This window comes from Cryobacterium sp. TMB3-10 (assembly GCF_004402305.1).
Taxonomy (GTDB): domain Bacteria; phylum Actinomycetota; class Actinomycetes; order Actinomycetales; family Microbacteriaceae; genus Cryobacterium; species Cryobacterium zongtaii.
Window position 1 is genome coordinate 152208 of sequence record NZ_SOGH01000028.1, and the last position, 26463, is coordinate 178670.

Below are 26463 nucleotides of genomic sequence, written 5' to 3' on the forward strand. Positions count from 1 at the left end.
ACATTCGGGTACAACACATCCTAATCGGAAGCTATTCCGCCCCGTCCGGCTCGGGGCCCCGCTGCACAGCTGCTGTTCAGCAACCGGTCACCCGGCCATTACCCGCAGCACGGGCGGACTAACGCCCGAGGCGGGCCTTCAACGGGGCCAGGAAGCCGTGTAGTTCGGGGCTGCGCATGAGAAGCAACAGGCCGAAGTACAGCACGGCCATGACCGAACCGATCAGGATCATGGAGAGAATCGCCGGTCCGATTCCCGACACGGCGAAACCGCCCGCCGTGGTGCCGCCCAGCACGACCAGGATGCCGATTCCCGCGGCGACCGGGACGATGACGGCGGCGACGTACTTCACCAGGCTGCGCAGGATCCGCCGCCCGTCGATACCGCCGAGCCGCTTGCGCAGCAGCCACGCGGCCAGGATCGCCTGGAGGATCCCGGATACCGTCACCACGAGGGCGATGCCGAACGCGATCCATTGCGGCGGAAGCAGGGCGCAGCCCAGCACACCAGTGATGACCAGGACCACCTGGAACAGGGTGAAGAAGAACGGGGTCCGCGTGTCGCCGAGGGCGTAGAAGGTGCGCTGCACGACGAAGAGCACGCAGAAGGCCACCAGGCCCAGGAGGAAGGCGATGATGACGTTGCCGATGGCTTGCACCTGTTCGAACCCGGCTTCGCCGAAGACCGTGGCGAACGGGTAGGCGCAGACCATGATGACCGCACTGGCGAGCACGATCAGCAGGGTGGTCCCGCGGATGGCCGAGGAGGCATCCGTGCGCAGCTTCTCGGTGTCATGGCGGGCGGCGTGCTCGCTCATCCGGGTGAAATACGCGGTGGCCACGGAAACCGTGATGATCGAGTGCGGCAGCATGAAGATCAGCCACGCCGTGCTCATGACGGTGGAGGAAGCGCCTTCTCCCGATGCTAGGGTCACGACCTGCGTTTCGACGATGCCGGCGATCGTGGTCAGCAGCAGCATGCCGAAGGTCCAGCTGGCCATCTTGCCGGCCGCGCCGAGGCCGACACCCCTGAAGGCGAAGTCGGGGCGGTAGCGCAATCCGATGCGGCGCCAGAAGTAGTAGAGCACCACGGCCTGCAACACGACACCGAGCGTCGCGCTGCCGGCCAGCAGGGCGGTCATCCCCGGGGTGAAGTCGGCCGGCGGCCGTTGGCCATCCGTGTCGATACCGAATAGGAGACCGAACAGCAGCAGACCGCCGATGGAGATCACGTTGTTGATCACGGGCACCCAGGTGAACGGGCCGAAGGACTTGCGGGCGTTGAGGACCTCGCCCAGGACCGTGTACAAGCCGTAGAAGAAGATCTGCGGCAGGCACCAGTACGCGAATCCGATCGCCAACGACAGTTGCTCGGGGGAGAAGCCCAGGCCGATGAACCGGGTGATCAGGGGTGCGAGCAGCGTGGCGGCCAGGGTCGTGATGGCCAGGATGCTCAAGGCCAGGGTGACGAGCTTGTTGATGTATGCGGTCCCGCCATCGTCGTGCAGGCTCGCGCGCACGATTTGGGGAACCAGCACCGCGGTGAGGACGCCGCCGGCCACGATCGTGTACACGGTGTTCGGCAGCTGGTTGGCGACCGTGAAGGCGTCGGGGACGTTGCCGATCTGCCCGATGATGTGGGCGAAGACGATGACCTTGAGAAAACCGAGCAGACGCGAGACGAGAGTTCCCGAGGCCAGGATCGCACTGGCGCGGCCGACGCCGCCCTGGCTAACCACGGGGAGCCGGGGGGACATCGTCGGCAACAGCTGGGGGAGTGACGGCGGGGTCGCTGTCGAGCGGGTCGGCGTCAGCTTCGGCGCCCTGTGAACGGTCGCGTCGCCGGTGCACGATGTTGCGCCACACGCCGAAGCCGAAGAACAGCACGACCAGAGCGGCAAAGATGCGGGATCCGATGCCTTCCCAGTCCGCGCGCACATTGACCGAGATCAACGAGGGCTGACCCAGTTGCGCCCCGGACGGGGTGAAGAGCGTCACTCGCAGGCTGACCGCGCCGTTTCCGACCGCTGCGGTCACGGGGATAGACACTGTCTTGGCCGAACTCGCGTCGATCACGGCCTCGACATCGTTGCCCACCACCAGGCGGCCGTTGGAGGGGACGACCTGTACCCGCACCGTGACGGCCTGGCCGAGGGCGTTGTTCAGCGTGACGGGGATGTCGACCTTGCTTCCGACGACATTGATCGGTCCCTTGGTGCTCACCGTGACCGACCGCAACACCTCGCTGGACGTCGCCAGATTGTCGTCAACGGCGGTGCGCCAGTCGTCCGGGTCGGCCCGCCAGGACGTCGCCAGCAGGGCGAGCACGGCGAGCCGGTTCGGTGCCGTGACGGCGGCCGGATCGGCGAGGGCTGTGGAGAAAGAGACGATCTCGGCTTCCCGGGCGATCAGTCGGCTCGCGAGGTCGACGCTGCTGCTGGGCTCGGCCTGCGGCCGGAAGGTGACGTCGGTGGAGACCGGAGCTGCTGCTGCCGCCGTCAGCGTTGTTGCGGAGTACCAGGGCAGGGCCGACAGTGCGTCGATGGTCTGCGCCAGCCGCGCCGCGGTCGGCGGCCAGCCGCGATCGAGGGTAGCGAGGAGCGTGTGCGCCTGGTCGGGATTCGCGGCGGCCACGACGGCGATTTGGGAGGACAACTCGGCCATGTACCCGCGCCAGTCGTCATCGGTCGTGGCCATGACGGCCGAGCGCATCGCCTCCGAGATCCCGGCGTCGGCAACCAGGCCGAGTTCGTTGGAGCCCAGGTCGACAGTTGTGCTGGTGGTGACTTCAGGGTCGTCCAGGGTCACGTTGCCCGATGAGAGGAGCGTCGTGGTGAGTTCCGCGGTCGCGAAGGCGGACAGGTCTGCCTGAGCGACGGCGTCGTCGGCGGGCCAGGCGATGGACGTGGAGGTGTAGTCCCAGGCGAGCAGCTGGTCGAGGGTCGGCACAGGGTTTTCACCGGTGGGCTGGTCCGGGACCGCGGGCGCGTCGGACGAGGTCGGTGCGCCGGGATCGACGGCGCTCCCCTCGGGCTCTGGCGCGGCAGTGGGTTCGATGGGAACGAACAGGGCCGGGTCGGTGGCGAAAGTCAGCGAGGTCGGTGAGAGCGGGCTGCTTGACCCGGCCTGAACGGCCAGGGAAGGATCCGAGTCTGCATACCCGAGCGGGAATATATCGTTTTCCGCCAGATCGAGGCGGTTCAGCCAGGTGATCGCGGACTCAGGCGCGCTCGTTCCGAGCACCCGGATCGAGGCGATGATCATCGGGTCGACGGCGATCGCGACGGGGCGGTTGAGAAGCCCGTCGAGCTGGCGGGTGAGGATACCGGAGCTGGAGGTGTACGCGGCGAGATCCTCGGCGCTGATGAGGCCGGAGCTGTTCGCGGGGGTGGTGATCGGCATCGCTACGGCGAGGCTGACCGGGGTGACGACGGGGGGCTGCTGCACGGAGGCATCCGGGTACCAGACGAAGGTGGACCGACCGGACGCCCGCACCGATTCATCAGTGGTGAGGGAGGCCGCGATGCCCCGCGGTCCCCAGGGACTCCACTCGAACAGGCCGAGCGCGGCGTTGGGCACCGAGACCGCGACCGTGACCGTGCTGTTGGGCTGCACGGGGACGGTGAGCGGGACGCTGGTCATCAGGTCGCTGCCGGTGTCGTCGTCCTCGTCCGAGGCGAGCCAGTCGTCCAGGTCCGTTGAACTGGTCAGCGCCCGCTCCGCCAGGAAGACATCGATGTTTCCGGTGGGGATGGCGGTGGCGGAATCGTTGGTGATGGTGACGGAGAGCTTGAGGTCCTCGTTGAGGCGCAGGATCGAGGAGGTGGCCGGTGTGACGTGCAGGGCGACGGTGTCGTCGTTGGTCGCCGTTTCCACCGACCCCACGAACGTGCCCGTCGCGGCGGTTGCCGGAGTCGCGGTGGCCAGCGCCGGGCAGAGCAGCAGGGGGGCGCACAGCAGCGCGGCCACGATGCGACGCCGGATTCCGGGGAGCGCAGGCCGACGCGCGTGATTCGGATCGGCCAGCATGTACGGGATTCTACGGCGTAGCCGGGTGAGAACCCTCCGCGCCGGCTGGGTGGCGCGCGGGTGGGACGGGCGAGCAACTACCATTGGGGCATGCAGAGCGTCACGGCAGCCCTCGCAAGACTGGGCGACCTGGCTGCGTCCCCCACGGTGTCCCGTTTGGCGAACGCATTCGCCGCGGCCGGTTTTGAACTGGCCCTGGTCGGCGGTCCCGTCCGCGACGCGTTCCTGAACCGAGTCACCAATGACCTCGACTTCACCACCAACGCCACTCCCGACCAGATCTTGACGATCGTCAAGCCGATCGCCGAGGCGCACTGGGACATCGGTCGTGCGTTCGGCACCATCGGCGCCCAGATCGCGGGCGAGAAGGTCGAGATCACCACCTATCGGGCCGACAGCTACGACGGTCAGACCCGCCGCCCCGACGTGGTCTTCGGCAGCAGCCTCGATGATGACCTGCTGCGGCGGGACTTCACCGTGAACGCGCTCGCTCTGCGGCTGCCGCAGCTCACTCTCGTCGACCCGTCTAATGGGATCGACGACCTGCTCAACGGGGTACTGCGGACGCCCACCGCACCCGAGATCTCGTTTGGCGACGACCCGCTGCGGATGATGCGGGCCGCCCGCTTCACCGCTCAGCTGGGCTTCACCCTCGAGATCGACACCGCGATCGCCATGTCCGCCATGGCCGGGAGCATCAACATCATCTCCGCCGAACGGGTCGGCGATGAGCTCGGCAAGCTGCTGCGCTCGGCGAACCCGCGTGCCGGCATCGAGCTGCTCGTGGAATCCGGCCTGGCCGCGATCGTGCTGCCGGAGATCCCGGACCTGCGCCTGGAGGTCGACGAGCACCATCATCACAAAGACGTCTACCAGCACACCCTGACGGTGCTCGACCAGGCCATCGGTTACGAGCGAACCCGTAAGAACCTTCCCGAACCCGACCTCGTGGTGCGGTTGGCGGCGCTCATGCACGACATCGGCAAGCCGGCCACCCGGCGGCTCGAGTCCGGCGGTGTGGTGAGTTTTTACCACCACGACGTGGTCGGTGCGAAGCTGGCCAAGAAGCGGTTGCGTGCGCTGCGCTTCGACAACGACACCATCGCTGCGGTGGGCAAACTCGTGGAACTGCACCTGCGGTTCTTCGGTTACACCGAAGGGGCCTGGACCGACTCCGCCGTGCGCCGGTACGTGCGCGACGCCGGCGACCAGCTCGAGCGGCTGCACATCCTCACCCGAGCCGACGTCACCACCCGCAACCGGCGCAAGGCCGACCGGCTGGGCTTCGCCTACGACGACCTCGAACAGCGCATCCGTGAGCTCGCGGCCCAGGAGGAGATGGACTCGGTTCGGCCCGACCTCGACGGTGAAGAGATCATGGCGATCCTGGGCCTGACGCCGGGCCGTGAGGTGGGCGAGGCCTACCGCTATCTCCTGGAGCAGCGCCTGGACGACGGGCCTCTCGGCACCGAGGAAGCCACCCGCCGTCTGCAGTCCTGGTGGGCGGCCCGCAGCGCCTGACCCGCCCGCCCCCCTCGGCGAGTTGCCCACGTGCGGACGAGTTGCCCCGGCACACCGGGGCAACTCGTCCGCAGTAGGGCAACTCGCGCGGGAGCGCCCGTCCTCCACAGGCCGAGCTCGGCCGAGTTCTGCACCGCTCGCGTACCGGTCACCGCCCGGCGAGGCCACCGGGAGACGCTTCTCGGCATGGACCCCAACGCTTCCGCGCTGTCTCAGCTGCGGCTCACCCGCGATCAGCCCGGCCACGACGCGCGCGCCCATCGCCGCGAGCACGAATACGGCGGCACCGAGCGCTTGCGGCGTGGCATCTACGTGTCGCGGACCATCTGGACCAGCGCCGACGCGGATGCCCGCTATCTGATGCGCATCCAGGCCGCGGTGCTGTCCAGGCAGTCGCGCCCGGTGGTGAGTCACCTGTCGGCGGCCCGGGTCTGGGGGTTGCCGGTGCTCGGGCAATGGCCTACCGAGGTTCACCTGCAGGGCGGAAGCGGACAGACGCGGACGTCGAAGAACTGGATCGCCTGGCATCACGACCCGCTGCCGGACGAGGACGTCACCGAGATCGACGGTCTACTGGTGACGACGAGACTCCGAACCCTGGTCGACCTGGCCCGGAGCCAACCCTTCCGCTCCGCGGTGATCAGCCTGGATGCCGGACTGCAGGAACAGTTCCTCCTCCCCGGCGGTGCGGTGATCCCGGCCATCACGCGCGACGAGGTGATGGCCCGGGTGCTGCGGCTCGGAAGTGCGCGGGGCACCCGACGTGCCCGCCGGTCCGTCGGCTTCGCAGACGCGAAGTCGGGCTCGCCAGGGGAGTCCCTGAGCCGCACGGGCATCTTCCTCGCCGGCATGCCGATGCCGGAGCTGCAGGTGGTCTACCCGCACCCCTTCGGTGAAGACCGGGTCGACTTCCGCTGGAAGCGCCGGTTTCAACTGAAACGGATGCCTCTGCTCGGCGAATTCGACGGGGAGGTCAAGTACACCAGGGGCGACTTCATGGGCGGGCGCACAATCGACGAGGTCGTCTGGGCCGAAAAGCGCCGGGAGGACCGGTTGCGTGCTCCTGGCCGGGCGATGGTCCGCTGGCTCTGGGCGGATGCCCTCCGACCTGAGCGCCTCCGCGCACTGCTCCTCAACGCCGGTCTGCGCCCCACCCAATGAGCGCCACCGCAGGTGTGCGCGCCGCGAGTTGCTCTGCCGCGGACCAGTTGCCCCGGAGCGCGGGGGCAGCTCGTCCGCAGGTGGGCAACTCGCGGAAGATTTCCGATGCGGAGGGCATCGGAGGGGATGGTGGCGCAATCGCCGCGGTTCCAGTAGTCTTGGCAGGTTGTCTGTGTGCCGGATTCCCGGCCTCCACGTTCAACACATGCACAACCCTCCTGTTGCAGAAATACTGCAGCCGTTTAGTCCGAAGGAGGTGGGTTAGTCATGCATCAGTACGAATTGATGGTAATCCTCGATCCCGAGATCGATGAGCGCACCGTAGCTCCCAGCCTTGACAAGTTCCTCAACGTTGTTCGCAACGATGGTGGAACCATTGACAAGGTTGACGTTTGGGGTCGCCGCCGTCTCGCATACGAGATCAACAAGAAGGCCGAGGGCATCTATGCCGTCGTCGACTTCACCGCAAACGCCTCAGCAACTGCCGAGCTCGACCGTCAGCTGAAGCTGTCGGAAGCCGTCATGCGCACCAAGGTGCTTCGCGCAGAAGAGGGCATCGCCCAGGTTGCCGTCGCAAGCAAGCTTGCCGCCGAGAAGGCCGCCCGCAAGGCAGCTAACCCGAAGGCTGCTGCTGCTCCGGTCAAGGCCGACGCTCCTGCCGCAGCTCCCGCTGCCAAGGTCGCCGCATCCGCAAAGCCTGCAGCTGCCCCGGCAGCTCCGGTCGCCGTGGACGCTCCTGCCGAGGCAGACGCCGACAAGGCAAGCGACAAGTAGCCCATGGCCGGCGAGACCGTAATCACCGTGGTGGGCAACCTCACCAGCGATCCGGAACTGCGTTACACGCAGAACGGGCTGGCGGTAGCCAACTTCACCATCGCTTCCACTCCGCGCAATTTCGATCGCGCAACGAGTGAGTGGAAAGATGGCGAGGCACTGTTCCTGCGCGCGAGCGTTTGGCGTGAATTCGCCGAGCACGTGGCCGGTTCATTGACCAAGGGTTCCCGTGTCATCGCTTCCGGGCGTCTCAAGCAGCGTTCGTATGAGACCAAGGAAGGTGAAAAGCGCACGAGCATGGAGCTCGAGATCGACGAAATTGGTCCTTCGCTGCGCTACGCCACCGCCTCCCTCACGCGCGCGCAGTCATCCTCTGCTCCCCGCGGCGGCGCGCCCGTCGCGCAGCAGCAGGGTAACGACGAGCCCTGGGCACCCAGCGCCCCCGCAGCCAACACTGGCGGCGGCGACGTCTGGAACACCCCGGGCAACTTCAGCGACGAGACCCCCTTCTAAGCCGAACCTCACGGTTGACGGCTGCACTCACACGTTTTAGAAAGTTAGGAAATCATGGCTGGAAAGTCGAGCGGCGACCGCCGCAAGCCGCTCCGCGGTGCTAAGGGTGGCAAGAACGCCGCTCCCGCGAAGTCGATCCGGGTTGGTGTCATCGATTACAAAGATGTCCCCACTCTTCGGAAGTTCATCTCAGAGCGTGGAAAGATCCGCGCCCGCCGCATCACCGGCGTCTCCGTCCAGGAGCAGCGCCTGATCGCGCGTGCCGTCAAGAACGCCCGCGAAATGGCCTTGCTGCCCTACGCCGGCTCAGGCCGGTAAGGAGCCCTCACATGTCGAAATTGATTCTGACGCACGAGGTCTCCGGCCTCGGTACCCCCGGTGACATCGTTGATGTCAAGAACGGGTTCGCTCGTAACTACCTTCTCCCCCAGGGCTTCGCTGTTGCGTGGACCCGCGGTGGCGAAAAGCAGATCGAGCAGATCAAGGCCGCCCGCGTAGCCCGCGAGCACGCCACCCTCGAAGAGGCCCAGGCTCTCAAGGCAACCCTTGAGAACACCAAGGTCAAGCTGGTCGTCAAGGCCGGCGCCGGCGGACGCCTGTTCGGCTCCGTCAAGACCACCGACGTAGCCGACGCGGTTGCCGCGGCCGGCCTCGGTGCCATCGACAAGCGCAAGATCGAGCTCAGCCCGATCAAGCTGACCGGTGAGCACACCGCGACAGTTCGTCTGCGCGACGAGGTCAGCGCGACCATCACCCTTCAGGTGGTAGCCGCAAAGTAGTCTCGTTTCATCAGGAGTAGCGGCGGTTTCGAAAGAAGTCGCCGCTACTCCTATTTAACGCCCAAGCGCGTAGCCCCCGTTCTTGGCACATTTGTCCCGTGTTTTACACCGCTTTGTGCACAGGTGTCCACCTATTTCATCAACATTCAATCGAGCATTGAAACTAGTTTTTCCACACACATGTGAATAGTTTTAATACCTGATCAAACGCAACTTCAAGTTAAATATCCGTGAGTTGTCCACAGCCGAGTGCACAGGTTGTGCACAAGTCGTGCGGCGTTTCGCGCAGATTACTCACAGAGTTATCCACAGGGTGGTTTGGCTGGGCAGACGAGTCTCTCTATGGTGGGCAAGCAGGTATTCGCTCTTGTGCGCCTGCCTACCGGATGATCGCTGTCAGCGGCTCCTGATACACCAGAACCACACCAACACGAGGAGGCTCGGCGTGTCGATAGCTCACCTGGGTTACGCCGATCAACGCGGCTCAGATCAACGCGGCTCCGAGTACCGTGGCAGCTCCGAACCGCGCCACGCCGAACGCACGCCGCCACACGACCTGCTGGCCGAGCAGAGCGCCCTGGGCGGCATGATGTTGAGCAAGGATGCCGTCGCCGATGTCGTCGAGACCGTCCGCGCGGCCGATTTCTACGTTCCCAAGCACGAGATCATCTTCGACGCGATCCTCTCGCTCTACGCGCAGGGTGAACCCACCGACGTCATCACCGTCACCGACGAGCTGACCAAGCTCGGCGAGATCTCCCGCGCCGGCGGCGCCGACTACCTGCACACCCTCACCAGCCTGGTGCCCACAGCCGCCAACGCCGGCTTCTATGCCACCATCGTGGCCGAACGGTCCATGCTCCGTAAGCTCGTCGACGCCGGAACCCGGATCGCGCAGATGGGTTACGCGGGGGAGGGCGAGGTCCTCGACCTGGTGAACACCGCGCAGGCCGAGATCTACTCGATCACCGGCAGCACCGAGGTCGAAGACTATGTCCCCCTCACCGACGCCGTCACGGCCGCCATCGAGGACATCGAGGCCGCCAAGCTCAAGGACGGCCAATTCACCGGTGTCCCCACCGGCTTCGCCGACCTCGACGAGCTCACCAACGGCTTCCACGGCGGCCAGCTCATCATCGTCGCCGCCCGACCGGCCCTGGGTAAGTCCACCCTCGCGCTGGACTTCGCGCGGGCCGCCTCGATCCACCACGACATGCCGAGCATCTTCTTCTCGCTCGAAATGGGCCGCAGTGAGATCGCCATGCGTCTGCTCGCCGCCGAGGCCTCCGTGCCCCTGCAGAGCATGCGTAAGGGCAACGTCGAAGCGCGCGACTGGACCACCATCGCCGCCACCCGCGGCCGCATCAATGATGCGCCGCTCTACATCGACGACAGCCCCAACATGACCCTGGTCGAGATCCGGGCCAAGTGCCGACGACTGAAGCAGCGTGTGGGCCTCAAGCTCGTCGTGATCGACTACCTGCAGCTGATGACGTCGGGCAAGAAGGTCGAATCCCGCCAGCAAGAGGTCAGCGAGTTCTCCCGGGCGCTCAAGCTGCTGGCTAAGGAGTTGCAGGTCCCGGTCATCGCCCTGTCCCAGCTGAACCGTGGCCCGGAGCAGCGAGCCGACAAGATGCCCGCGATCTCCGACCTCCGCGAGTCCGGTTCGCTCGAGCAGGATGCCGACATGGTGATCCTGCTGCACCGCGAGAGCGCGTACGAGAAGGACAACCCGCGCGCGGGCGAGGCCGACCTGATCGTGGCCAAGCACCGTAACGGCCCCACCCGCACCGTCACCGTGGCCTTCCACGGCCACTACTCCCGCTTCGCAGACATGGTGCCCGGCGCATAGCGCTCAGCTGACCGCAGGGTGTGTCGCGGCCCTAGCCCAGGGCAGCGCGGCGCGTGGTGTGGCGGGTGGGTACGGCGGACCAGGGGTCCTCCGGCCAAGGGTGCTTCGGGTAGCGTCCGCGCATCTCCGCTCGCACCTGCGAGTACGGGCCTGCCCAGAAGGATGCGAGGTCGTCGGTCACGGCAAGGGGATGCCCGGCGGGGGAAAGCAAGTGGAACAACACCGGCACTCGTCCTCCGACGATTCGTGGGGTCTCTGCCCATCCGAAGCACTCCTGGAGTTTCACAGCCACAACGGGACGAGCCGACGAATCATCGGCGGGTGGGTAGCTGAGACGGACATGCGAACCGCTGGGAACCCGGAAGTGCTCCGGAACCAGAGCGTCAAGGTCGACCGCCGCGGGCCAGGGCAGGGTACGGCGGAGTGCAGGGGCAAGGTCGATGCGCGCGGCCGGAGTGCCGGCGGCCAGGTCTGAGAGCTCGGGGCCGAGCCAGGCATCGAGCGTAGCGAGCAGAACGGTGTCTGAGACATCCGGCCAGGGCGATCCGAGCTCGCGATACAGCAGCGCGAGGCGCCGCCGCAGAGCGTCCGCGGCGTCTGACCAGATGAACACTCCGAGGCCGTGCGCTGTGACGGCACGGCGGACGGCATCCCGTCCGCCATCGTCCGCCGGTACGCGCACCGGCACGGACGAGCGAATGATCGCACCGATCCGACGTTCGCGGCGGGCCACGACGCGCCCGTCCACGAACCGTGCTTCGACCCGGTCTGTGCAGAGATGGGGCGCCACCTGCTCCGCCTGGTTCTCGGAGATGACGGCGGCAGAGCGGATGAGTGCTCCGGTTCCTGCGGCCGCTCGTCCCTCTGCCCGAGTGACGTCCGCCACCGCCAACCAGTCGGCACTCGCGAGCTGACCGGTGATCCCGGCACGGGTGCCGGAGGCGAGAAGAAAGGTTGCACCGTTGGGCGATTGATCGACGCGGCGGGCGATCCACTCGGGAAAGGCGAGCGCGATGATCAGTCCGGTCTGATCAGCGCCTCCTCGCGCCGTGTCAATCGCCCCGGCGAAGCGCTCGAGACGGCGGACATCCTGCTCCCATCGGCGGGCATCCGGGCTTCGTCCAGTGCGCAGCGCGTTGAGAGTGGCCTGGGCGTCTCCGTCGTGAACGCGGAGGTCACCTGTGAGCAGCGCGATGACCTCGGCCGCTGTGCGCCCGCCGACCAGGTCACTCCCGGCGCGCAGTGCGCGGGCGAGGCGCGGAGCTGTCGGGACGCGGGCGAGCGCTCGGCCCTCGTCGGTGGCGCGGCCATCGGCATCGATCGCGCCGAGCCCACGCAGCGCGGTGAGGGCCTCGTCCAGGCTGCCAGACGGGAGCGGATCGACCAGCCGCAGGCCCACGCCACTTGGGGCGCCCCAGCAGGCGAGGAGCAGGGCTGCATCGGTGAGATCTGCCGCCTGGATCTCAGGGGCGGCGTGCGACGGCGCCGTGGCGAAGGTGCGCTCGTCGACGCAGCGGACCACGACGCCAGGCCCCTGCCGGGTGGCGCGCCCCGAGCGCTGGATGGCGGAGGCCTTGGGCGTCGGGCCGGTGACGAGACCGCTCATGCCGCGTGCAGCATCCCGCTGCGGAGAACGAGACAGGCAGGTGTCGACGACCAGGCGTACGCCGGGCACGGTCAGAGAGGATTCGGCCAGTGACGTCGTGACGATGATCCGTGCCGCAGCATCGGGGCTCCGCCCACTGACCACCGTATCCTGCTCTGCGGCGGGGATCTGGCCGTGCAGTTCCCGCACGTCGAGCTCCGCGGCGAGACCACGGATGCGTCCGGCGATCTCGGAGACCTCACGCGCACCCGGCGCGAAGACGAGAGCATCGGCGGCCGGATCGGTGCGCACGAGGGTGCGGTGTGCGGCAACCGCGGTGCTCGCGACGTGGTCGAGGAAAGCCCAGGTGACCCCCCGCTCATCCAGTCGAGGTGTGGGAGAGGGCGCCCAGCGCACCTCGAGCGGATGGGCCGGTGCGCTCTGGGTCACGATCGGGGCCGGGCCCGCATCCGTACCGAGAATTGACGCGAACCTCTCGGCGTCGAGGGTCGCGGACATCGCGATGAGGACGAGGTCGTCGCGCAGCTCGCGGACCTCGCCGAGTAGCCCGATCAGCAGGTCCGTCTCCAAAGCCCGTTCGTGCACTTCGTCGATGATGACCGCATCGATCCCGTCGAGACCAGGGTCATCGAGCAGTCGGCGCAGGAGCACGCCGGCGGTAACGAACTCGATCAGGGTGGATGGACTCACCTGGCGTTCGCCACGGACGGTGTATCCGACGCGAGAGCCGAGAGAGGATCCGTCCAACTGCGCGAGTCGTCGGGCGGCGGCGCGGGCAGCGACCCGGCGTGGCTGAGTGACGATCACACGACCCGGAACCCGATCGGCGAGGATGGGCGGCACGAGTGTGGTCTTTCCCGTGCCCGGCGGCGCGCTGACGACCACGGTGCGGCTCCGATCAAGCGCAGCACTCAGATCATCGATCGCCGAGGCGAATGCGAGCCCGCGACCGAGCCTGGACGGATCGAACGAGAGACGGGTCACGTCCTCAGTCTGTCGCGTTTGGGGGGTGTGTGCTCACGTGTCGTAGGTACCGAGCCTCGGCTCTGGGCCCACGTGACTTGCCTCAGCGAGCCACTGGCCCGCTTCGGCAAGCGCCGATAAAGGCCTGACAGCGGGGATGGCCTCGCCTGTCAGGCCCTTTCGGTGTGCGGCGCGTCAGGCCCGGCCGGCCCGGTTCGCCAGACCGCTCACGACGTGCGCGGGTCCTCCGGGTCGGCGTCCGGCGCGAGAGCGGTATCCGGCGTCACGGCGTCGGGTTCGGCGTGGTCTGCCGCCGACGGGTGCGCCGACGACGTGTCCGCAGTGGGCTGCGGGTCCTGAGGCATCAGATCGCCCAGGTCCTGCATCTCTCCGATCTCCTCCGGGGTGAGTTCGCCCAGGTCGGGGCGGTCGACCAGGGGGGTCTGGCCGCGCGGTCGGCGTGGCCAGAAGGCACGTCGTTCTCGCGTCTGGATGGAGACGTTGCCGGCGGCATCCGTGATCGCGGCGCTGATGCGGCCGTCCATCTGGTCGCCGAAGTGGTCGTCGAAGTTGTTCTCCAGATGGTTGGTGACGCTCTGGCTGATCCGGCGCGCCATCTCCTCCCGGCGGACCCGGCGTTCGACCTGCACGAGCACCTGGTGTTCGGCCCTGAAGGCCCGATAGGTGGCGATACACATGCCGATCATCACCACACTCACCGGGATGGCGGTGAGGATGGCGCCGGTCTGCAGCGCGGACAGGCCACCGGCGAGCAGGAGAGCGATCGCGACGACGCCGACCAGGCTGGCCCACAGGATACGGCTCCACTTGGGCGGATCGGTCTCGCCACCGGAGGCGAGCATATCGATCACGAGGGAGCCGGAATCGGCCGAGGTGATGAAGAAGATCGCGACGATCGCGACAGCCAACACCGCCAGCACGGGCCCGAACGGAAGCGCGGCGAGGAAGTCGAAGAGCACGTTCTCCGGCACGATCCCCACCTCGGGGTCGACCAGGGCCGCGGGGTCCTCCCACACCTGCTTGATAACGCTGCCACCCATCACGGCGAACCAGAGGAACGTGACAAGGGTCGGCACCAGGAGAACGCCGGCGACGAACTCGCGCACGGTGCGGCCACGGGAGATCCGGGCGATGAAGACACCGACGAACGGCGCCCAGGAAATCCACCAGCCCCAGTAGAAGACCGTCCAGCTGCCTTGCCAGTCCAGACCCGCCTGGCCGGTGAAGGCGCTGGCGTCGAAGGTGAGTCCGACGATGTTCTGCAAGTAGCCGCCGAGGGACTCCACGAAGACCCGCAGCAGGTACATCGTGGGGCCGAGCAGCAGGACGGCGACCAGGAAGAGCGCGGCCGCGCCGAGGTTGATGTTCGACAGCCACTTGATGCCCTTGCCGACGCCGCTGACGACGCTGGCGATGGCGATGAGGGTGATGATCACGATCAGGACCACCAGCAGGGTGTTGCTCACGGAATCGACGACGCCCAGGTGGCGCAGCCCCGCGGCGATCTGCTTGACACCGAGCCCGAGCGACGTGGCCACACCGAACAGGGTGCCCACGATCGCGGTGACGTCGATGGCATCGCCGAGGCGACCCTTCACCTTGTCGCCGAGCAGCGGTTCCAGGGCCCAACGGATCGAGACCGGCCGCCCCTTGCGGTGAATGGCATAGGCGAGGGACAGGCCGACCACGGCGTACACCGCCCAGGCGTGGAAGCCCCAGTGCAGGAAAGTCTGGGACATGGCTGCGGCCGCAAGTTCCGGGCGGCTGCCGTGCACGCCCGGCTTGGGCTCCAGGAAGTAGGTGAGCGGCTCGGCGGCGCCCCAGAACACCAGGCCGATGCCCATGCCCGCGGCGAAGAGCATCGAGAACCAGGACATCAGCCCGAATTCCGGCTTGTCGTCGTCCTGGCCGAGCTTGATGTCACCGAACCGGCTCAGCCCCATCCACAGTGCGAAGATCACGAAGAAGGCCACCAGCACGAGGTAGTACGGCCCGAGGCCGGCCACCACCAGGGTCTGCAATTGCGCGAGGACGGCGCCGGTGCGCACCGGGAAGAAGATGCTGACCAGGACGACGGCCACGATGATGCCCAACGCCGGATAGAAGATCCGCGGGGCCGGCACGTGCACCCCGAAACGTCGGGGCCGGCTGGTCGAGGCGGCTGCTGTTGGCGGGGCTGACGGGGACGGGGCGGCGCTGGGAGCGCCCGCCACGTCGGCGGGTTCAGTGGAGCTGATAACGGACAACCAATCGGGTTGGGGCATCCGTTTAGCCGGGCGCTGCTCGGGTGTGGATGCCGGCGGCAGTGCGGGAAGATCAGGCAATTCGTACGGGGTGGGCGCCACTACGGCGGCCCGGGCAATCCTTCAGCCTACGAGGTCGAGGGTGCTCTTGGCCACCCGGGCAGGGTCTTTCGGCCCTGAAAAACGCCCCGGGCCGGCAAAACCCGACGGTACGCTACGGAGTGAGATCGCCCTGGGACGCGCGAACGACCCCGTTTCGCTCGTCAGGTGGCAGATGCGTCAAAGGAGTGGTTACTCGTGAAGGTTGGCATAGGGCGTGAACGCCGAGAGGGCGAAAAACGCGTCGCAGCAACACCGGAAACGGTGACCCAACTCACCGCGCTGGGTGTCGACGTCACCGTCGAAGCCGGCGCCGGACTGGCATCGGGCTACTCCGACGCCGCCTATGAGAAGGCCGGCGCGCAGCTGGTCGCGGACTTCGACGCCACCGCGTTCGATGTGCTCTGCCACGTGCGTCCGCTGAGTCCCCAGCTGGCCGCCACGCTACCGGCCGGAATCATCACGGTGGGTCTGGCGTCGCCGGCGTCCGAACTGCCCACGGTGGCAGCCCTGGCCGCCGCACAGGTCACATCGTTCGCGCTCGAACTGGTGCCACGTATCTCCCGGGCCCAGTCGATGGACGCGCTCACCTCGCAGGCCCTGGTCGCCGGCTACCGGGCCGTGCTCGAAGCCACCATCCGGTTCCCCCGGTTCTTCCCGCTCTACATGACCGCGGCCGGCACCATCCCGCCGGCCCGGGCGCTCGTGCTCGGCGCCGGAGTCGCCGGACTGCAGGCCATCGGCACCGCCAAGCGCCTCGGCGCCAGGGTCTCCGCCTATGACGTGCGGCCGGCGTCGGCCGACGAGGTCACCTCGATGGGCGGCACCTTCATCACCCTCGACCTGGCCGCCGTCGAAGGCACCGGCGGTTACGCCAGCGAACTGGCCGAGGACCGCGCCGTGCGCCAGCGCGAACTGCTGGCCCCACACGTGGCCAAGGCGGATGTGCTCATCACCACCGCCGCGATCCCCGGCCGGCCGGCCCCGCTGTTGGTGACCCGGGAGATGGTCGCGGCCATGCCCGCCGGTTCCGTGGTCATCGACCTCGCCGCCGAAACCGGCGGCAACGTCGAGGGCGTACTCCCCGGCGTCGACCAGCTGGTGCCCACCGCGGCCGGTGACGGCTTCGTCACCCTCGTCGGCATGCAGGACGCCGCCTCCGCGATGGCCTCCGACGCATCGCGGCTGTACGCCAAGAACGTCGCCAACCTGCTCGCGCTGATGATTCATGACGGCCAGGTCGTACCCGACTTCACCGACGAGGTCATCGCCGGAGCCTGTCTCACCACCGGCGGCGAGGTGCGGCACGCACCGACAGCTGCCGCGCTGGAAGGAAAGAACTGATGGATCCGATCACTCTGCTCACGGTCATCGTGTTGACCGTCTTCGTCGGCTTCGAGGTGGTCTCCAAGGTGTCCAGCACCCTGCACACCCCCCTGATGAGCGGCGCCAACGCCATCCACGGCATCATCCTGATCGGCGCGATCATCGTCGCCGGCCAGCTGGACGACCCGTGGCTGATATTCGTGGCCCTACTCGCCGTCGCCCTCGCCACCGCCAACCTCGTCGGCGGTTTCGTCGTCACCGACCGGATGCTGGGCATGTTCCGCGGCCGGAAGCCCGCCGCCACCCCGAAGGACACCACCAAATGAGCCTCCTGTCCGCCGAGTGGACCGCACTGCTCTACCTGGCCGCGGCCGTCTGCTTCATCCTCGCCCTCAAGGGCCTGAGCTCGCCCCGCACCGCCCGCCGCGGCAATCTGATCGGCGCCGCCGGCGCCACCCTCGCCGTGATCACGGTGTTCCTGTCGGCCAAGCTCGACAACATCCCGCTGATCCTGCTGGCGATCGCGGTGGGATCCGCGATCGCGGCACCCATCTCCCGTCGGGTGCAGATGACTCAGATGCCCCAACTGGTGGCACTGTTCAACGGCGTCGGCGGCGGCGCCGCTGCGCTGGTCGCGATGCTCGAACTCGGGCACAGTGAAGGCCCCTGGGTGCTCGTGGCGGTGGTCTTCACCATGCTCGTCGGCGCGGTCTCGTTCGCCGGTTCCGCGATCACCGTGGCCAAGCTGCAGGAACTGATCACCACCCGCCCGGTGGTGTTCCCCGGCATGAAGTGGGTCATGACCCTCGCGGTCGTGGCAGCCCTCGTCATCGGCGGGCTCGTCGTGGCAACGGGGTCCACCGGCTGGGCGCTGCTGCTCCTGGTACTCGGCCTGGTCGTCGGCCTGCTGCTCGTGTTGCCCGTCGGCGGCGCCGATGTGCCCATCGTCATCTCGCTGCTCAACGCCTTCACCGGACTCGCGGTCGCGGCATCCGGTGTGGTGTTGGACAACGTGCTGCTCGTGGTCGCCGGCACCCTGGTCGGTGCCAGCGGTACCATCCTCACCCGAGCCATGGCCTCCGCCATGGGGCGTGGCGTCAGCGGCATCATGTTCGGCGCTTTCCGCGGCGGCTCGACCGCCGGCTCCACAACGCAGAGCGACCGCCCGGTGCGCTCCTCGAACCCCGAGGACGTCGCCGTGATGCTCGCTTACGCGCAGCGTGTGGTGATCGTGCCCGGCTACGGCCTGGCCGTGGCCCAGGGTCAGCACACCATCGCCGAGCTCGCCACGACCCTCGAGGCGCGCGGCGTCGACGTGGCCTTCGCGATCCATCCCGTCGCCGGGCGGATGCCCGGACACATGAACGTGCTGCTCGCCGAGGCCAACGTGCCCTACGAGTCGCTCAAGGAGATGGCCGAGGTCAACCCCGAGTTCAAGAACACCGATGTGGTGCTCGTGGTCGGCGCGAACGACGTCGTCAACCCGGCCGCGAAGACCTCGCCGGGCGCGCCGATCTACGGGATGCCGATCCTCGAGGTCGAAGAGGGCCGCCAGATCGTCTTCCTCAAGCGGTCGATGCGCCCGGGCTTCGCCGGCATCGAGAACGAGCTGCTCTTCGACCCGAAGACCACGCTGCTGTTCGGTGACGCCAAGGACTCGCTCACCAAGGTGCTCGGCGCCGTCAACGCCCTCTGACCCGGGCTGCGCCCCTTCGACACTGCAAGGCGGGGCGACTCAGCGCCTCGGAGTACAGAGCGCGGCTCAGCCGAGGGTTCCCCAAAGGTTGCGATCGGCGAGCACCGACCGCAGCCGCGCCTTGGCGTGGTTCGACCGCACGATCCAGCGGGCATCCGGGTCGTCGCTGGCGGTCAGCGCGCGGAAAGCGGTGAGGCCCGCCGCCGGGCTCGCGGCGATCGCCACGCTCCAGCCGTAGCCCAGGGCCTGGCGCAGCACCCGGTGCGCCTCGCGGGCGCGCACAGGGTCGTTCGGGTTCGGTTCGCCGCGAAGCAGCAGGGCCGTGGCCCGGTCGCAGACCCGCACTGCCAGCGCCTGGGCGTCGTCATCGGCCAACAGCCGTGGCTCACAGATCGCGGCCACGGCGGCGCGCGCCAGCCAGGCGTCCATGGACTCCGACCAGTCCTCCACGACGGCGTGCATCAGGGCCGGGTCGGCGTCCCCGATCAGCTGCAGCGCCCGCGCGGCGCCCTCCCGTACCCGCCAACGCTCGTCGGCGGCGGCGCGACGAAGTGCCGTGAGGGCAGCGGGCCGCTCGTCGGGGGAGAGCGCGAGCCGTCCGAGCCCCTCGGTGCCGCAGAATGCCAGATACTCGTCGGCCGAATCGACCAGGCTCCAGATCAGTTCGGCCGGCGCCGTACCGGCGAACGCATCGGCGAGCGGGAGGTTGGCCCGCGGGCCCGGCAGGCCGGAGCGACCGGTGAGGAAACCGGGCACCTCGGCCGGCGCCCGGGCCAGCAGGCCCGCCAACGCGGCCGCGTCTTGCCCGGGGCTGACCCGCACGCTGCCGGCCGGTACGTTCGAAGTGACCACCGTTGGACCCCCTGTCCCGCCCGACGGTAGTCGCGGATGCCGGCGCCCGCTACGCCCGGGCACCGAACCCGGCCGAATGCGCCGCGTAGACTGGCAGGACTCCCTGCGACGAAAGAGGTGCCCGCGTGGCGCATGCCCCGGCAGCAGCCGTCATCGGTACCCGGTACTGGACCGTGCCCATAACGCGCGCCATCGTGGCCTTCGTGCCGGCGGCCGTGATCACGTTCAACGCCGACCACTCCGCCGGTTTCGGGCTCGTCGTGTTCGGCGCGTTCGCGCTGGTCAGCGGCCTGATCACCGGGCTGCTCAGCTGGAAGACCGTCACCGACCCCCGCGACCGCAGCATTTTCGCTGTTCAGGGCGCGGTCGGTGTGCTCGCCGGCGTGCTCGCGCTGGCGATGTTCGCCGGCGGGCTGGGCTTCTTCCTCTACATCGTCTCGGTGTGGGCTGCGGTCACCGGCGCTCTCGAGCTGTACACGGGCATCCGCGTCCGCGGACGTGGCCAGGTCGCCCGCGACTGGCTGGTCGTCGGTTCTCTCACCGCGGTGCTCGCGCTGGTGTTCCTGTTGCTGCCGCCGCACGCCGTCGTCGCGGTCGGGCTGCTCGGCGCCTACCTGGTGATCATCGGCGTCTTCCTGGTCATCGCCGGCGTCTCCCTTTCTTCTGCGCACGCGGATGCGCCGCGCGACCGGGCCTCCTCCTCCACAGATTCGGACACCCCGTGACCCAGAACAGCCCACACAAGCCCAGCCGGTCCGAGATCCTCAAGCCCGTCGAGCTGGTCGCCATCTCCGCCGGAATGGGGCTCTTCGTCGGGCTCACCATCCTGCTGGCCACCCGCAACTGGGCGCTGTCGTCGATCGCTTTGGGCATCACCTTCATCGTGGCCCTGGTCGTCATCGCGATGCTCGCGCTGGGCATGAAGCCCGACGCGGCCGAGAAAAGCGACCTCGACGAGCAGAACAAGACCGGCGAGACCCCGGGTCACTAGCCTCCTCCGCCGCCCGCAGGGTGCTTTAATGGGCCCATTGTGGTCCGCTTCCCGGCGTTTCCTCCCCTGACGGGGCAGCCATGACCACAGACGGCTTGGCCGGCCCCGCCCCGGCGAGTCCAGACCGGCCCTATGCCCGCACCGTCGAGGCCGTGTGCGCCGACCTGCACACCAGCCGGCACGGTCTCGACGAGGCCGAGGCCGCCGCACGGCTGGTCCGGTTCGGCCCCAACGCCCTGCCCGTCGTCGCGAAGAAGAACCCGGCGCTTCGCTTCCTCGGCCACTTCAACGACGTGCTCATCTACGTGCTGCTCGGCTCCGCAGTGCTCACGATGGTGTTCGGCGACTGGGTGGACGCGTCGGTGATCCTGGCGGTGGCCGTGATCAACGCGGTGATCGGGTTCCTGCAGGAGGGCCGGGCGGAGAAGGCGCTCGACGGGATCCGCCGGATGCTGTCGCTGAACGCGAAGGCCCGCCGCGGCGGACACTGGGTGAACACCGACGCCGCGACCCTCGTGCCCGGCGACATCGTGCGGGTGAAGTCCGGCGACAAGGTGCCCGCCGACCTGCGTCTGATCGAGGGCACCAATCTCAGGGTCGAGGAGTCCGCGCTGACCGGCGAATCCGTGCCGGCCGGCAAGGACGTCGCCGCCGTCGCGGCGGATGCCGGTGTCGGGGACCGGCACTGCATGCTCTTCTCCGGCACCATCGTGGCGGCGGGCAGCGGCCGGGGCGTGGTGACCGGCACCGGATCGGACACCGAGATCGGCCGCATCCAGACCCTGGTCACCGACACCGAGGCCCTGGCCACCCCGTTGACCCGGCAACTGGATGTCTTCAGCACCCGTATCTCGCTGGGCATCCTCGCCGTGTCCGGGCTGATGCTCGTGATCGGCCGGCTGGTGCACGACCGCGGTTTTGCCGACCTCTTCGCCGCCACCATCGGCTTCGCGGTGGCGGCGGTGCCGGAGGGGCTGCCGGCACTCGTCACCATCACGCTGGCCCTCGGCGTGCGGCAGATGGCCACCCACAACGCCATCGTGCGGAAGCTCACCGCCGTGGAGACCCTCGGGTCGGTGACCACGGTGTGCACCGACAAGACCGGCACCCTCACCCGTAACGAGATGACGGTACGCACCGTGATCACCGGTGCGGCCCGGTACGAGGTACTGGGGATCGGCTACGAGCCCGACGGCGCGGTCCTCAGGGACGGCCGGCCCGTGACCGTGGCCGACCAGGACGACCTGGCCCGGCTGGTGGAGGTCATGGCCGTCTGCAACGACGCCAGGGTCAGCGCCGACGACGGCGTCTGGCGGGTGGTCGGCGAACCGACCGAGGGGGCGCTCTGCACCCTCGGGCACAAGGCCGGTTTCGACCCGGCGGGCTTCGATCGGCTGGCCGTGATCCCGTTCGAGTCGGCCAACAAGTTCATGGCCACCCTCAACCGGTGGGACGACGAGCCCGCACGCATCCTGGTCAAGGGCGCACCGGCCCGGCTGCTCGAGCGGTGCAGCAGGCAGCTGGATGCCGCGGGGCTGCCGGAACCCCTCGACGAGGCCTTCTGGGAGCAGCAGGTCGACGAGCTCAGCTCCACCGGGCTGCGAGTCCTCGGCGCGGCAGTCGGCGACGCCCCGGCCGACCTGAGCGCCCTGCACCTGGGCGATGTCGCGGACGGCCTGCTGTTCCTCGGCGTGGTCGGCATCGTGGATCCGCCCCGGCCGGAGGCCATCGCGGCGATCGGGATCATGCACGCCGCCGGCATCCGGGTGAAGATGATCACCGGCGACCACCACGGCACGGCCGTCGCGATCGCCAGGGAAATGGGCATCGTGACCGGTGAACCCCGGGTGCTCACCGGTGGCGAGCTGCAGAGACTCTCCCAGGACCGGCTGGCACGGGTGGTGCGCGACGTCGACGTGTTCGCCCGCACCAGCCCTGAGCACAAGTTGCGCATCGTGAAGGCGCTGCAATCGTACGGTGAGGTCGTCGCGATGACCGGTGACGGCGTCAACGACGCCCCGGCACTGCGCCGGGCGGATGTGGGCGTGGCGATGGGCATCAAGGGCACGGAAGCCACCAAGGAGGCCGCCGACATCGTGCTGGCCGACGACAACTTCGCCACCATCCAGAAGGCCGTCGAAGAGGGCCGGCGGATCAGGGACAACCTGCAGAAATCGATCATCTTCATCCTGCCCACCACCGCGGCCCAGTCGCTGGTGGTGCTGCTGGCGGTGCTGTTCGGTTTTGCGCTGCCACTGCAGCCCACCCAGATCCTCTGGGTGAACCTGATCACCGCCGTCACCCTGTCGCTCGCCCTGGCCACCGAACCCGCCGAACCCGGCATCATGCTGCGCCGGCCCCGGCCGGCCGGCGGCGCGGTGCTCGACTCCGAATACCTGGGCAGGCTGCTCTGGGTCTCGGTGCTGATCACGGCCGCGACCATCGGGGTGTTCTTCTACGAGCTGTCGATCGGGTCGCCGCGCGCGGTAGCGCAGACCACCGCCGTGACGATGCTGGTGCTCAGCCAGCTCGTGTTCCTGTTCAACTGCCGGTTCCTGCGCGCGTCGAGCCTCACCCCGGCCGTGCTGCGCGGGAATCGGTCGGTGTGGATCTCGGTAGGCACGATGCTCGTGCTGCAGCTGGTCTTCATCTACACGCCGGTGATGAACGTATGGTTCAGCTCCACACCAATCGGCCTACGCGAGTGGGTGTACACGCTGGGCCTTGCCCTGGTGATCTTCCTGCTCGTCGAAGTCAACAAGCTGATCGGCCGGCGCGGGGCGCGCCGCCGCGCGGACAGTGCGGCGGGATCCCGGGGCGCAGCACCCCGGGATGCCCGGCCGTCGGACGGTCAGCCCAGGTAATCCACCAGCGGGTCAGCCAGGCCCACGTAGCCGGCCGGCGTCAGCTCGAGCAGGCGGGCCTTGGCGGCGTCGCCGATCTCGAGTTCCTGCACGAACGCGACCAGGTCGGCGCGGTTGATCCGCTTGCCGCGGGTGAGTTCCTTGAGCAGCGCATACGGGTCGGCGATGGTGGAGCGCCCGGAGCTGACCTCGGCGCGGATGACCGTCTGGATGGCCTCGCCGAGGATCTCCCAGTTGGTGTCCAGGTCGTGGGCGAGCAGCTCGCGGTCCAGGTCGATCTCGCCCAAGCCCCGCACCAGGTTGTCCAGTGCGAGCAACGAGTGCCCGAAACCGACGCCGATGTTGCGCTGGGTGGTGGAATCGGTCAGGTCGCGCTGCAGCCTGGAGGTGACCAGGGTGGCGGCCAGCGAATCCAGCAGGGCGCTGGAGAGTTCGAGGTTGGCCTCGGCGTTCTCGAACCGGATCGGGTTGATCTTGTGCGGCATGGTCGACGATCCGGTGGCGCCGGCCTGCGGCACCTGACGGAAGTAGCCGATCGAGATGTAGGTCCAGACATCCGTGGCGAGGTTGTGCAGCACCCGGTTGGCGTGCGACACCTTGCCGTACAGCTCGGCCTGCCAGTCGTGCGACTCGATCTGGGTGGTCAGCGGGTTCCAGCCCAGGCCCAGGCCCTCGACGAACTCGCGGGACACCGACGGCCAGTCCACGGCGGGATCCGCGGCGACGTGCGCGGCGAAGGTGCCGGTGGCGCCGCTGAACTTGCCGAGGTACTCGTTGGCCTCGATCTGCTTCTGGATCCGCTCGAGCCTGTACACGAAGACCGCCAGCTCCTTGCCCATGGTGGTGGGCGTGGCGGGCTGGCCGTGGGTGCGGGCCAGCATGGCGTCGGCACGGTAGTCGCCGGCCAGGGCGCGGAGGGCGCCGATCAGGGCGCGGAACTTGGGCAGCCAGACCTCACGCACGGCGTCGGAGACCGTGAGGGCGTAGGCGAGGTTGTTGATGTCCTCACTGGTGGCGGCGAAGTGGGTCAGTTCGCTGATCGATTCGAGGCCCAGCGGCACCAGGCGGCGGCGCACGAGGTACTCCACGGCCTTGACGTCGTGCCGGGTGACGGCCTCGAGGGCGGCCAGTTCGTCGATCTCGGCCTGACCGAAGTCGGTGACGAGGGCGCGGAGGCCTGACTTCTGGTCGACGGTGAGCGGCGTGGATCCGAACAGGCTGCGGTCGGTGAGGGTGATCAACCACTCCACCTCGACCTTGACCCTGGCCCGGTTCAGTCCGGCCTCAGACAGGTACTCGCCCAGTTCGGTGACGGCGGCTTGATACCGGCCGTCGAGTGGACTGAGGACCTGCGGGGGTAGAGGACTCATCGGACTCCCTGTCTGATTGCGGGTGCGAGCTGCGCGAAGAGCGCAAAATTGGCTCTCTCAATCATGCCTAATACGGAGTCAAACAGCGCATCGTCGGAATAGTAGGGGTCGGGCACGTCCCGCAGAGTGGCCTGATCCCGGTCGAAGCTGAGCAGCAGGCGCACCTTGTTGCGGTCCCGTTCGGTCGGCGCCCAATTGCGCAGGATGCGTTCCTGCGACCTGTCGAGCACCACGACGAGGTCGAGGTCGTCGAACCAGCCCGCGTCGAATTGGCGGGCCCGGTGGTGACTGCCGTCGTAGCCGCGCTTGGCCAACGCCGAGATCGTGCGGGTGTCGGCCTGCTCGCCGACGTGCCAGTCGCCGGTGCCCGCGGAGCTCGTCGTGATGAGCCGACCCAGTCCGGAGCGCGTGACGAGGTCGCGCAGCATCACCTCGGCCATGGGCGACCGGCAGATATTGCCGGTGCAGACGAAAATGATCCGGAATGGCGTCGACTCATCTGGACTGAGCGCCGCGAAATTCATGTGTCCATTGTGTTCCACATTCCCCTCCTCCACATCCGCGGTCCTGGGCAAATTTTCCCCGGATTGAGCGCGGACCACGCGGCCACGACCGGGCCGGCCCAGGGCGGGCCGCACAGTCTGGACCGAGGAGGCGCGGTGGAATCACTGGGTGGCAGCATCCTGCCGGATGCAGGCACGGGGCCGGATGCCGAGACCCTCGCGCGGCTGCGCGAGCAACGGCGGCTGTTGAGAGGGGTGCGGGACGGTGTGGAGGAATCGGGGCGTCGGCTGGCGGGCCAGGCGTCCGGCGGGGCCTGGCGGTCGCCGGCCCAACGGGCGTACGGCACCCGCCTGGGTGAGCTGGGCCTTGACCTGGCCGGGGTCTGGCGAGCCCTGGACGATGCGCTGTGGGCCGTGGATGAGGCCATCGACCGGCTGAAGGCAGCGCTGTGACCGGCTCGGGCGCTGCGCCCGGGGGACACGACGGGACCCTGACGGTGTCCGGCGGCGGCAGCATCCAGGTCGCCACCGACACCGTGTTCGCCGAGATGGCGGCGCTGCGCCTGGTGCAGCAGGAGGCGGAGCAGTGGCAGTGGCAAATCGGCCGGGTGCGGGCGTTGGGTGTCGGTTCGGCGCCGAGCTGGCAACCGGACGACCTCGGCGCCTGCGTGTTCGGCGCGTCCGTGGCGATAGACGCGATTGCCGCACGGAGCCACGAGCTGGCCGAGGCCCTTGAGCAGGCCGCCGAGGAGTACGGTCGCCTGGAGTCCGGTCTTGACCTGGTGCTGCAGGGTACGGGCGCCTGGATGGCGCACACCCTGGGGGTGCTGGCGCCGGTGCTGGTGCTGTCCTTGGCGTCGCCGCTGGCCTACCTGGCCGCCGGCTCGCTGCTGTCCACTGCGGCGCTGGGACGCACACCGTCGGTGCTGCCGCCGTCGCTCACCGACTGGCTGCGGGAGAATCCGCGGCGGCTCACCGACCCGGGGACGGTCGCAGTGGTCCGGGTGCTCGTGGGCTCGGCCGATGATGCGGTGCTGGGCCGGCTGGGCGTGCCGTACCCGGTGGCCGCGGCACTTGGTGATGCGGGTGCCGGCCTGCTCGGGGCACCGTTTTCGGCAATCGGGCTACTCGTCGCGGCGCGGGCGGCGGGGATGTTGCGCGAGTCGCCCGTGCGGGTGGCACAGGTGGGATCCTCGGCCACCCCGGCGGGCGGGGCCGGGGCCGAACGACCAGGCCCGGCCGGCGGTGTCGGGGCCGGCCCGCTGGCCCTGCCCCTGCGGGGCCCCGCCGCCGGGCACGCG

21 protein-coding genes and 1 pseudogene are annotated in these 26463 nt (G+C 68.4%); 15 read left to right on the plus strand and 7 right to left on the minus strand.

Annotated features, from left to right (window positions below):
• Nucleotides 1–118 precede the first annotated feature (118 nt).
• Nucleotides 119–1738 carry a murein biosynthesis integral membrane protein MurJ gene (gene murJ / locus E3T22_RS15230; RefSeq protein ID WP_241983701.1) on the minus strand — a complete coding sequence of 540 codons (1620 nt, stop codon included), beginning with the start codon at nucleotides 1736–1738 and terminating at the stop codon, nucleotides 119–121.
• Entirely contained in the window at nucleotides 1731–4028 is a 2298-nt protein-coding gene (locus E3T22_RS15235) for a DUF6049 family protein (protein ID WP_134479623.1), read from the minus strand. Before E3T22_RS15235 ends, murJ begins: the two co-directional genes overlap by 8 nt.
• Nucleotides 4029–4118: 90 nt before the next feature.
• Between E3T22_RS15235 and E3T22_RS15240 the strand changes: the two genes are divergently transcribed.
• The 7 genes and pseudogenes from E3T22_RS15240 to dnaB all read left to right on the plus strand — a co-directional run bounded on the left by E3T22_RS15240 (nucleotide 4119) and on the right by dnaB (nucleotide 10628).
• Entirely contained in the window at nucleotides 4119–5549 is a 1431-nt protein-coding gene (locus E3T22_RS15240; RefSeq protein ID WP_088457767.1) for a CCA tRNA nucleotidyltransferase, read from the plus strand.
• Nucleotides 5550–5735: 186 nt separating this feature from the next.
• Entirely contained in the window at nucleotides 5736–6710 is a 975-nt protein-coding gene (locus E3T22_RS15245) for a hypothetical protein (protein ID WP_134479625.1), read from the plus strand.
• 267 nt (nucleotides 6711–6977) lie between these two features.
• Nucleotides 6978–7346, plus strand: a pseudogene (gene rpsF, locus E3T22_RS15250) (30S ribosomal protein S6); the annotation flags it as partial.
• A 141-nt stretch (nucleotides 7347–7487) separates the two neighbouring features.
• Complete coding sequence (locus E3T22_RS15255; RefSeq protein ID WP_088457765.1) at nucleotides 7488–7997, plus strand: single-stranded DNA-binding protein; 510 nt, start codon at nucleotides 7488–7490, stop codon at nucleotides 7995–7997.
• A 54-nt stretch (nucleotides 7998–8051) separates the two neighbouring features.
• On the plus strand, nucleotides 8052–8315 hold the full coding sequence (gene rpsR / locus E3T22_RS15260; RefSeq protein WP_035835236.1) for a 30S ribosomal protein S18: 264 nt from the start codon (nucleotides 8052–8054) through the stop codon (nucleotides 8313–8315).
• An 11-nt stretch (nucleotides 8316–8326) separates the two neighbouring features.
• On the plus strand, nucleotides 8327–8776 hold the full coding sequence (rplI, locus tag E3T22_RS15265; RefSeq protein WP_088457764.1) for a 50S ribosomal protein L9: 450 nt from the start codon (nucleotides 8327–8329) through the stop codon (nucleotides 8774–8776).
• Nucleotides 8777–9221: 445 nt separating this feature from the next.
• Nucleotides 9222–10628, plus strand: a complete 1407-nt coding sequence (gene dnaB, locus E3T22_RS15270; protein WP_088457763.1) for a replicative DNA helicase — start codon at nucleotides 9222–9224, stop codon at nucleotides 10626–10628.
• A gap of 31 nt (nucleotides 10629–10659) precedes the next feature.
• On the opposite strand, the gene hrpB is transcribed toward dnaB, so the two are convergent.
• Together hrpB and E3T22_RS15280 are read right to left on the minus strand one after the other, a co-directional pair.
• A complete protein-coding gene (gene hrpB, locus E3T22_RS15275) occupies nucleotides 10660–13218 on the minus strand; it encodes an ATP-dependent helicase HrpB (RefSeq protein ID WP_134479627.1) in 2559 nt (852 codons plus the stop codon).
• 206 nt (nucleotides 13219–13424) lie between these two features.
• Entirely contained in the window at nucleotides 13425–15482 is a 2058-nt protein-coding gene (locus tag E3T22_RS15280) for a BCCT family transporter (protein ID WP_134479629.1), read from the minus strand.
• Nucleotides 15483–15758: 276 nt separating this feature from the next.
• On the opposite strand from E3T22_RS15280, the gene E3T22_RS15285 reads away from it, so the two are divergent.
• The 3 genes from E3T22_RS15285 to E3T22_RS15295 are packed head-to-tail and all read left to right on the plus strand — an operon-like array spanning nucleotide 15759 to nucleotide 18582.
• Nucleotides 15759–16904 (plus strand): NAD(P) transhydrogenase subunit alpha, encoded by a 1146-nt coding sequence (locus E3T22_RS15285; protein WP_134479631.1) that lies wholly within the window; start codon nucleotides 15759–15761, stop codon nucleotides 16902–16904.
• Nucleotides 16904–17212, plus strand: coding sequence for an NAD(P) transhydrogenase subunit alpha (locus tag E3T22_RS15290; RefSeq protein ID WP_103460053.1), 309 nt, complete (start codon nucleotides 16904–16906; stop codon nucleotides 17210–17212). Before E3T22_RS15285 ends, E3T22_RS15290 begins: the two co-directional genes overlap by 1 nt.
• Nucleotides 17209–18582: an NAD(P)(+) transhydrogenase (Re/Si-specific) subunit beta gene (locus E3T22_RS15295; RefSeq protein ID WP_088457758.1), complete on the plus strand. Its 1374-nt coding sequence runs from the start codon at nucleotides 17209–17211 to the stop codon at nucleotides 18580–18582. The genes E3T22_RS15290 and E3T22_RS15295 overlap by 4 nt, the downstream gene beginning before the upstream one ends.
• Before the next feature lie 66 nt (nucleotides 18583–18648).
• Here the strand turns inward: E3T22_RS15295 and E3T22_RS15300 are convergent, their stop codons facing one another.
• Complete coding sequence (locus E3T22_RS15300) at nucleotides 18649–19434, minus strand: HEAT repeat domain-containing protein (RefSeq protein WP_198415076.1); 786 nt, start codon at nucleotides 19432–19434, stop codon at nucleotides 18649–18651.
• 125 nt (nucleotides 19435–19559) lie between these two features.
• Between E3T22_RS15300 and E3T22_RS15305 the strand changes: the two genes are divergently transcribed.
• The 3 genes from E3T22_RS15305 (at nucleotide 19560) to E3T22_RS15315 (ending at nucleotide 23289) form a co-directional block, all read left to right on the plus strand.
• On the plus strand, nucleotides 19560–20159 hold the full coding sequence (locus E3T22_RS15305) for a DUF308 domain-containing protein (protein WP_134479633.1): 600 nt from the start codon (nucleotides 19560–19562) through the stop codon (nucleotides 20157–20159).
• Nucleotides 20156–20425: a hypothetical protein gene (locus tag E3T22_RS15310; RefSeq protein ID WP_088457756.1), complete on the plus strand. Its 270-nt coding sequence runs from the start codon at nucleotides 20156–20158 to the stop codon at nucleotides 20423–20425. Before E3T22_RS15305 ends, E3T22_RS15310 begins: the two co-directional genes overlap by 4 nt.
• Nucleotides 20426–20505: 80 nt before the next feature.
• A complete protein-coding gene (locus tag E3T22_RS15315) occupies nucleotides 20506–23289 on the plus strand; it encodes an HAD-IC family P-type ATPase (RefSeq protein ID WP_134479635.1) in 2784 nt (927 codons plus the stop codon).
• Here E3T22_RS15315 and purB read toward each other — a convergent pair.
• Entirely contained in the window at nucleotides 23277–24659 is a 1383-nt protein-coding gene (gene purB / locus E3T22_RS15320) for an adenylosuccinate lyase (RefSeq protein ID WP_088457754.1), read from the minus strand. The two genes, E3T22_RS15315 and purB, sit on opposite strands and share 13 nt — an antisense overlap.
• Nucleotides 24656–25183: a low molecular weight protein-tyrosine-phosphatase gene (locus E3T22_RS15325; protein ID WP_088457753.1), complete on the minus strand. Its 528-nt coding sequence runs from the start codon at nucleotides 25181–25183 to the stop codon at nucleotides 24656–24658. The genes purB and E3T22_RS15325 overlap by 4 nt, the downstream gene beginning before the upstream one ends.
• 135 nt (nucleotides 25184–25318) lie before the next feature.
• On the opposite strand from E3T22_RS15325, the gene E3T22_RS15330 reads away from it, so the two are divergent.
• A complete protein-coding gene (locus E3T22_RS15330; protein WP_134408820.1) occupies nucleotides 25319–25615 on the plus strand; it encodes a hypothetical protein in 297 nt (98 codons plus the stop codon).
• Nucleotides 25612–26463: hypothetical protein (locus E3T22_RS15335; RefSeq protein WP_198417807.1), on the plus strand; the 852-nt coding region annotated here is incomplete at its 3' end. The genes E3T22_RS15330 and E3T22_RS15335, both read left to right, overlap by 4 nt.

Coding starts and splice junctions, on each gene's coding strand:
- rplI (WP_088457764.1), top strand. CDS start 8,327: ATGTCGAAATTGATTCTGACGCACGAGGTCTCCGGCCTCGGTACCCCC.
- E3T22_RS15235 (WP_134479623.1), bottom strand. CDS start 4,028: ATGCTGGCCGATCCGAATCACGCGCGTCGGCCTGCGCTCCCCGGAATC.
- E3T22_RS15295 (WP_088457758.1), top strand. CDS start 17,209: ATGAGCCTCCTGTCCGCCGAGTGGACCGCACTGCTCTACCTGGCCGCG.
- E3T22_RS15325 (WP_088457753.1), bottom strand. CDS start 25,183: ATGAATTTCGCGGCGCTCAGTCCAGATGAGTCGACGCCATTCCGGATC.
- rpsR (WP_035835236.1), top strand. CDS start 8,052: ATGGCTGGAAAGTCGAGCGGCGACCGCCGCAAGCCGCTCCGCGGTGCT.
- E3T22_RS15240 (WP_088457767.1), top strand. CDS start 4,119: ATGCAGAGCGTCACGGCAGCCCTCGCAAGACTGGGCGACCTGGCTGCG.
- E3T22_RS15290 (WP_103460053.1), top strand. CDS start 16,904: ATGGATCCGATCACTCTGCTCACGGTCATCGTGTTGACCGTCTTCGTC.
- E3T22_RS15280 (WP_134479629.1), bottom strand. CDS start 15,482: ATGCCCCAACCCGATTGGTTGTCCGTTATCAGCTCCACTGAACCCGCC.
- E3T22_RS15315 (WP_134479635.1), top strand. CDS start 20,506: ATGACCACAGACGGCTTGGCCGGCCCCGCCCCGGCGAGTCCAGACCGG.
- E3T22_RS15255 (WP_088457765.1), top strand. CDS start 7,488: ATGGCCGGCGAGACCGTAATCACCGTGGTGGGCAACCTCACCAGCGAT.
- E3T22_RS15245 (WP_134479625.1), top strand. CDS start 5,736: ATGGACCCCAACGCTTCCGCGCTGTCTCAGCTGCGGCTCACCCGCGAT.
- purB (WP_088457754.1), bottom strand. CDS start 24,659: ATGAGTCCTCTACCCCCGCAGGTCCTCAGTCCACTCGACGGCCGGTAT.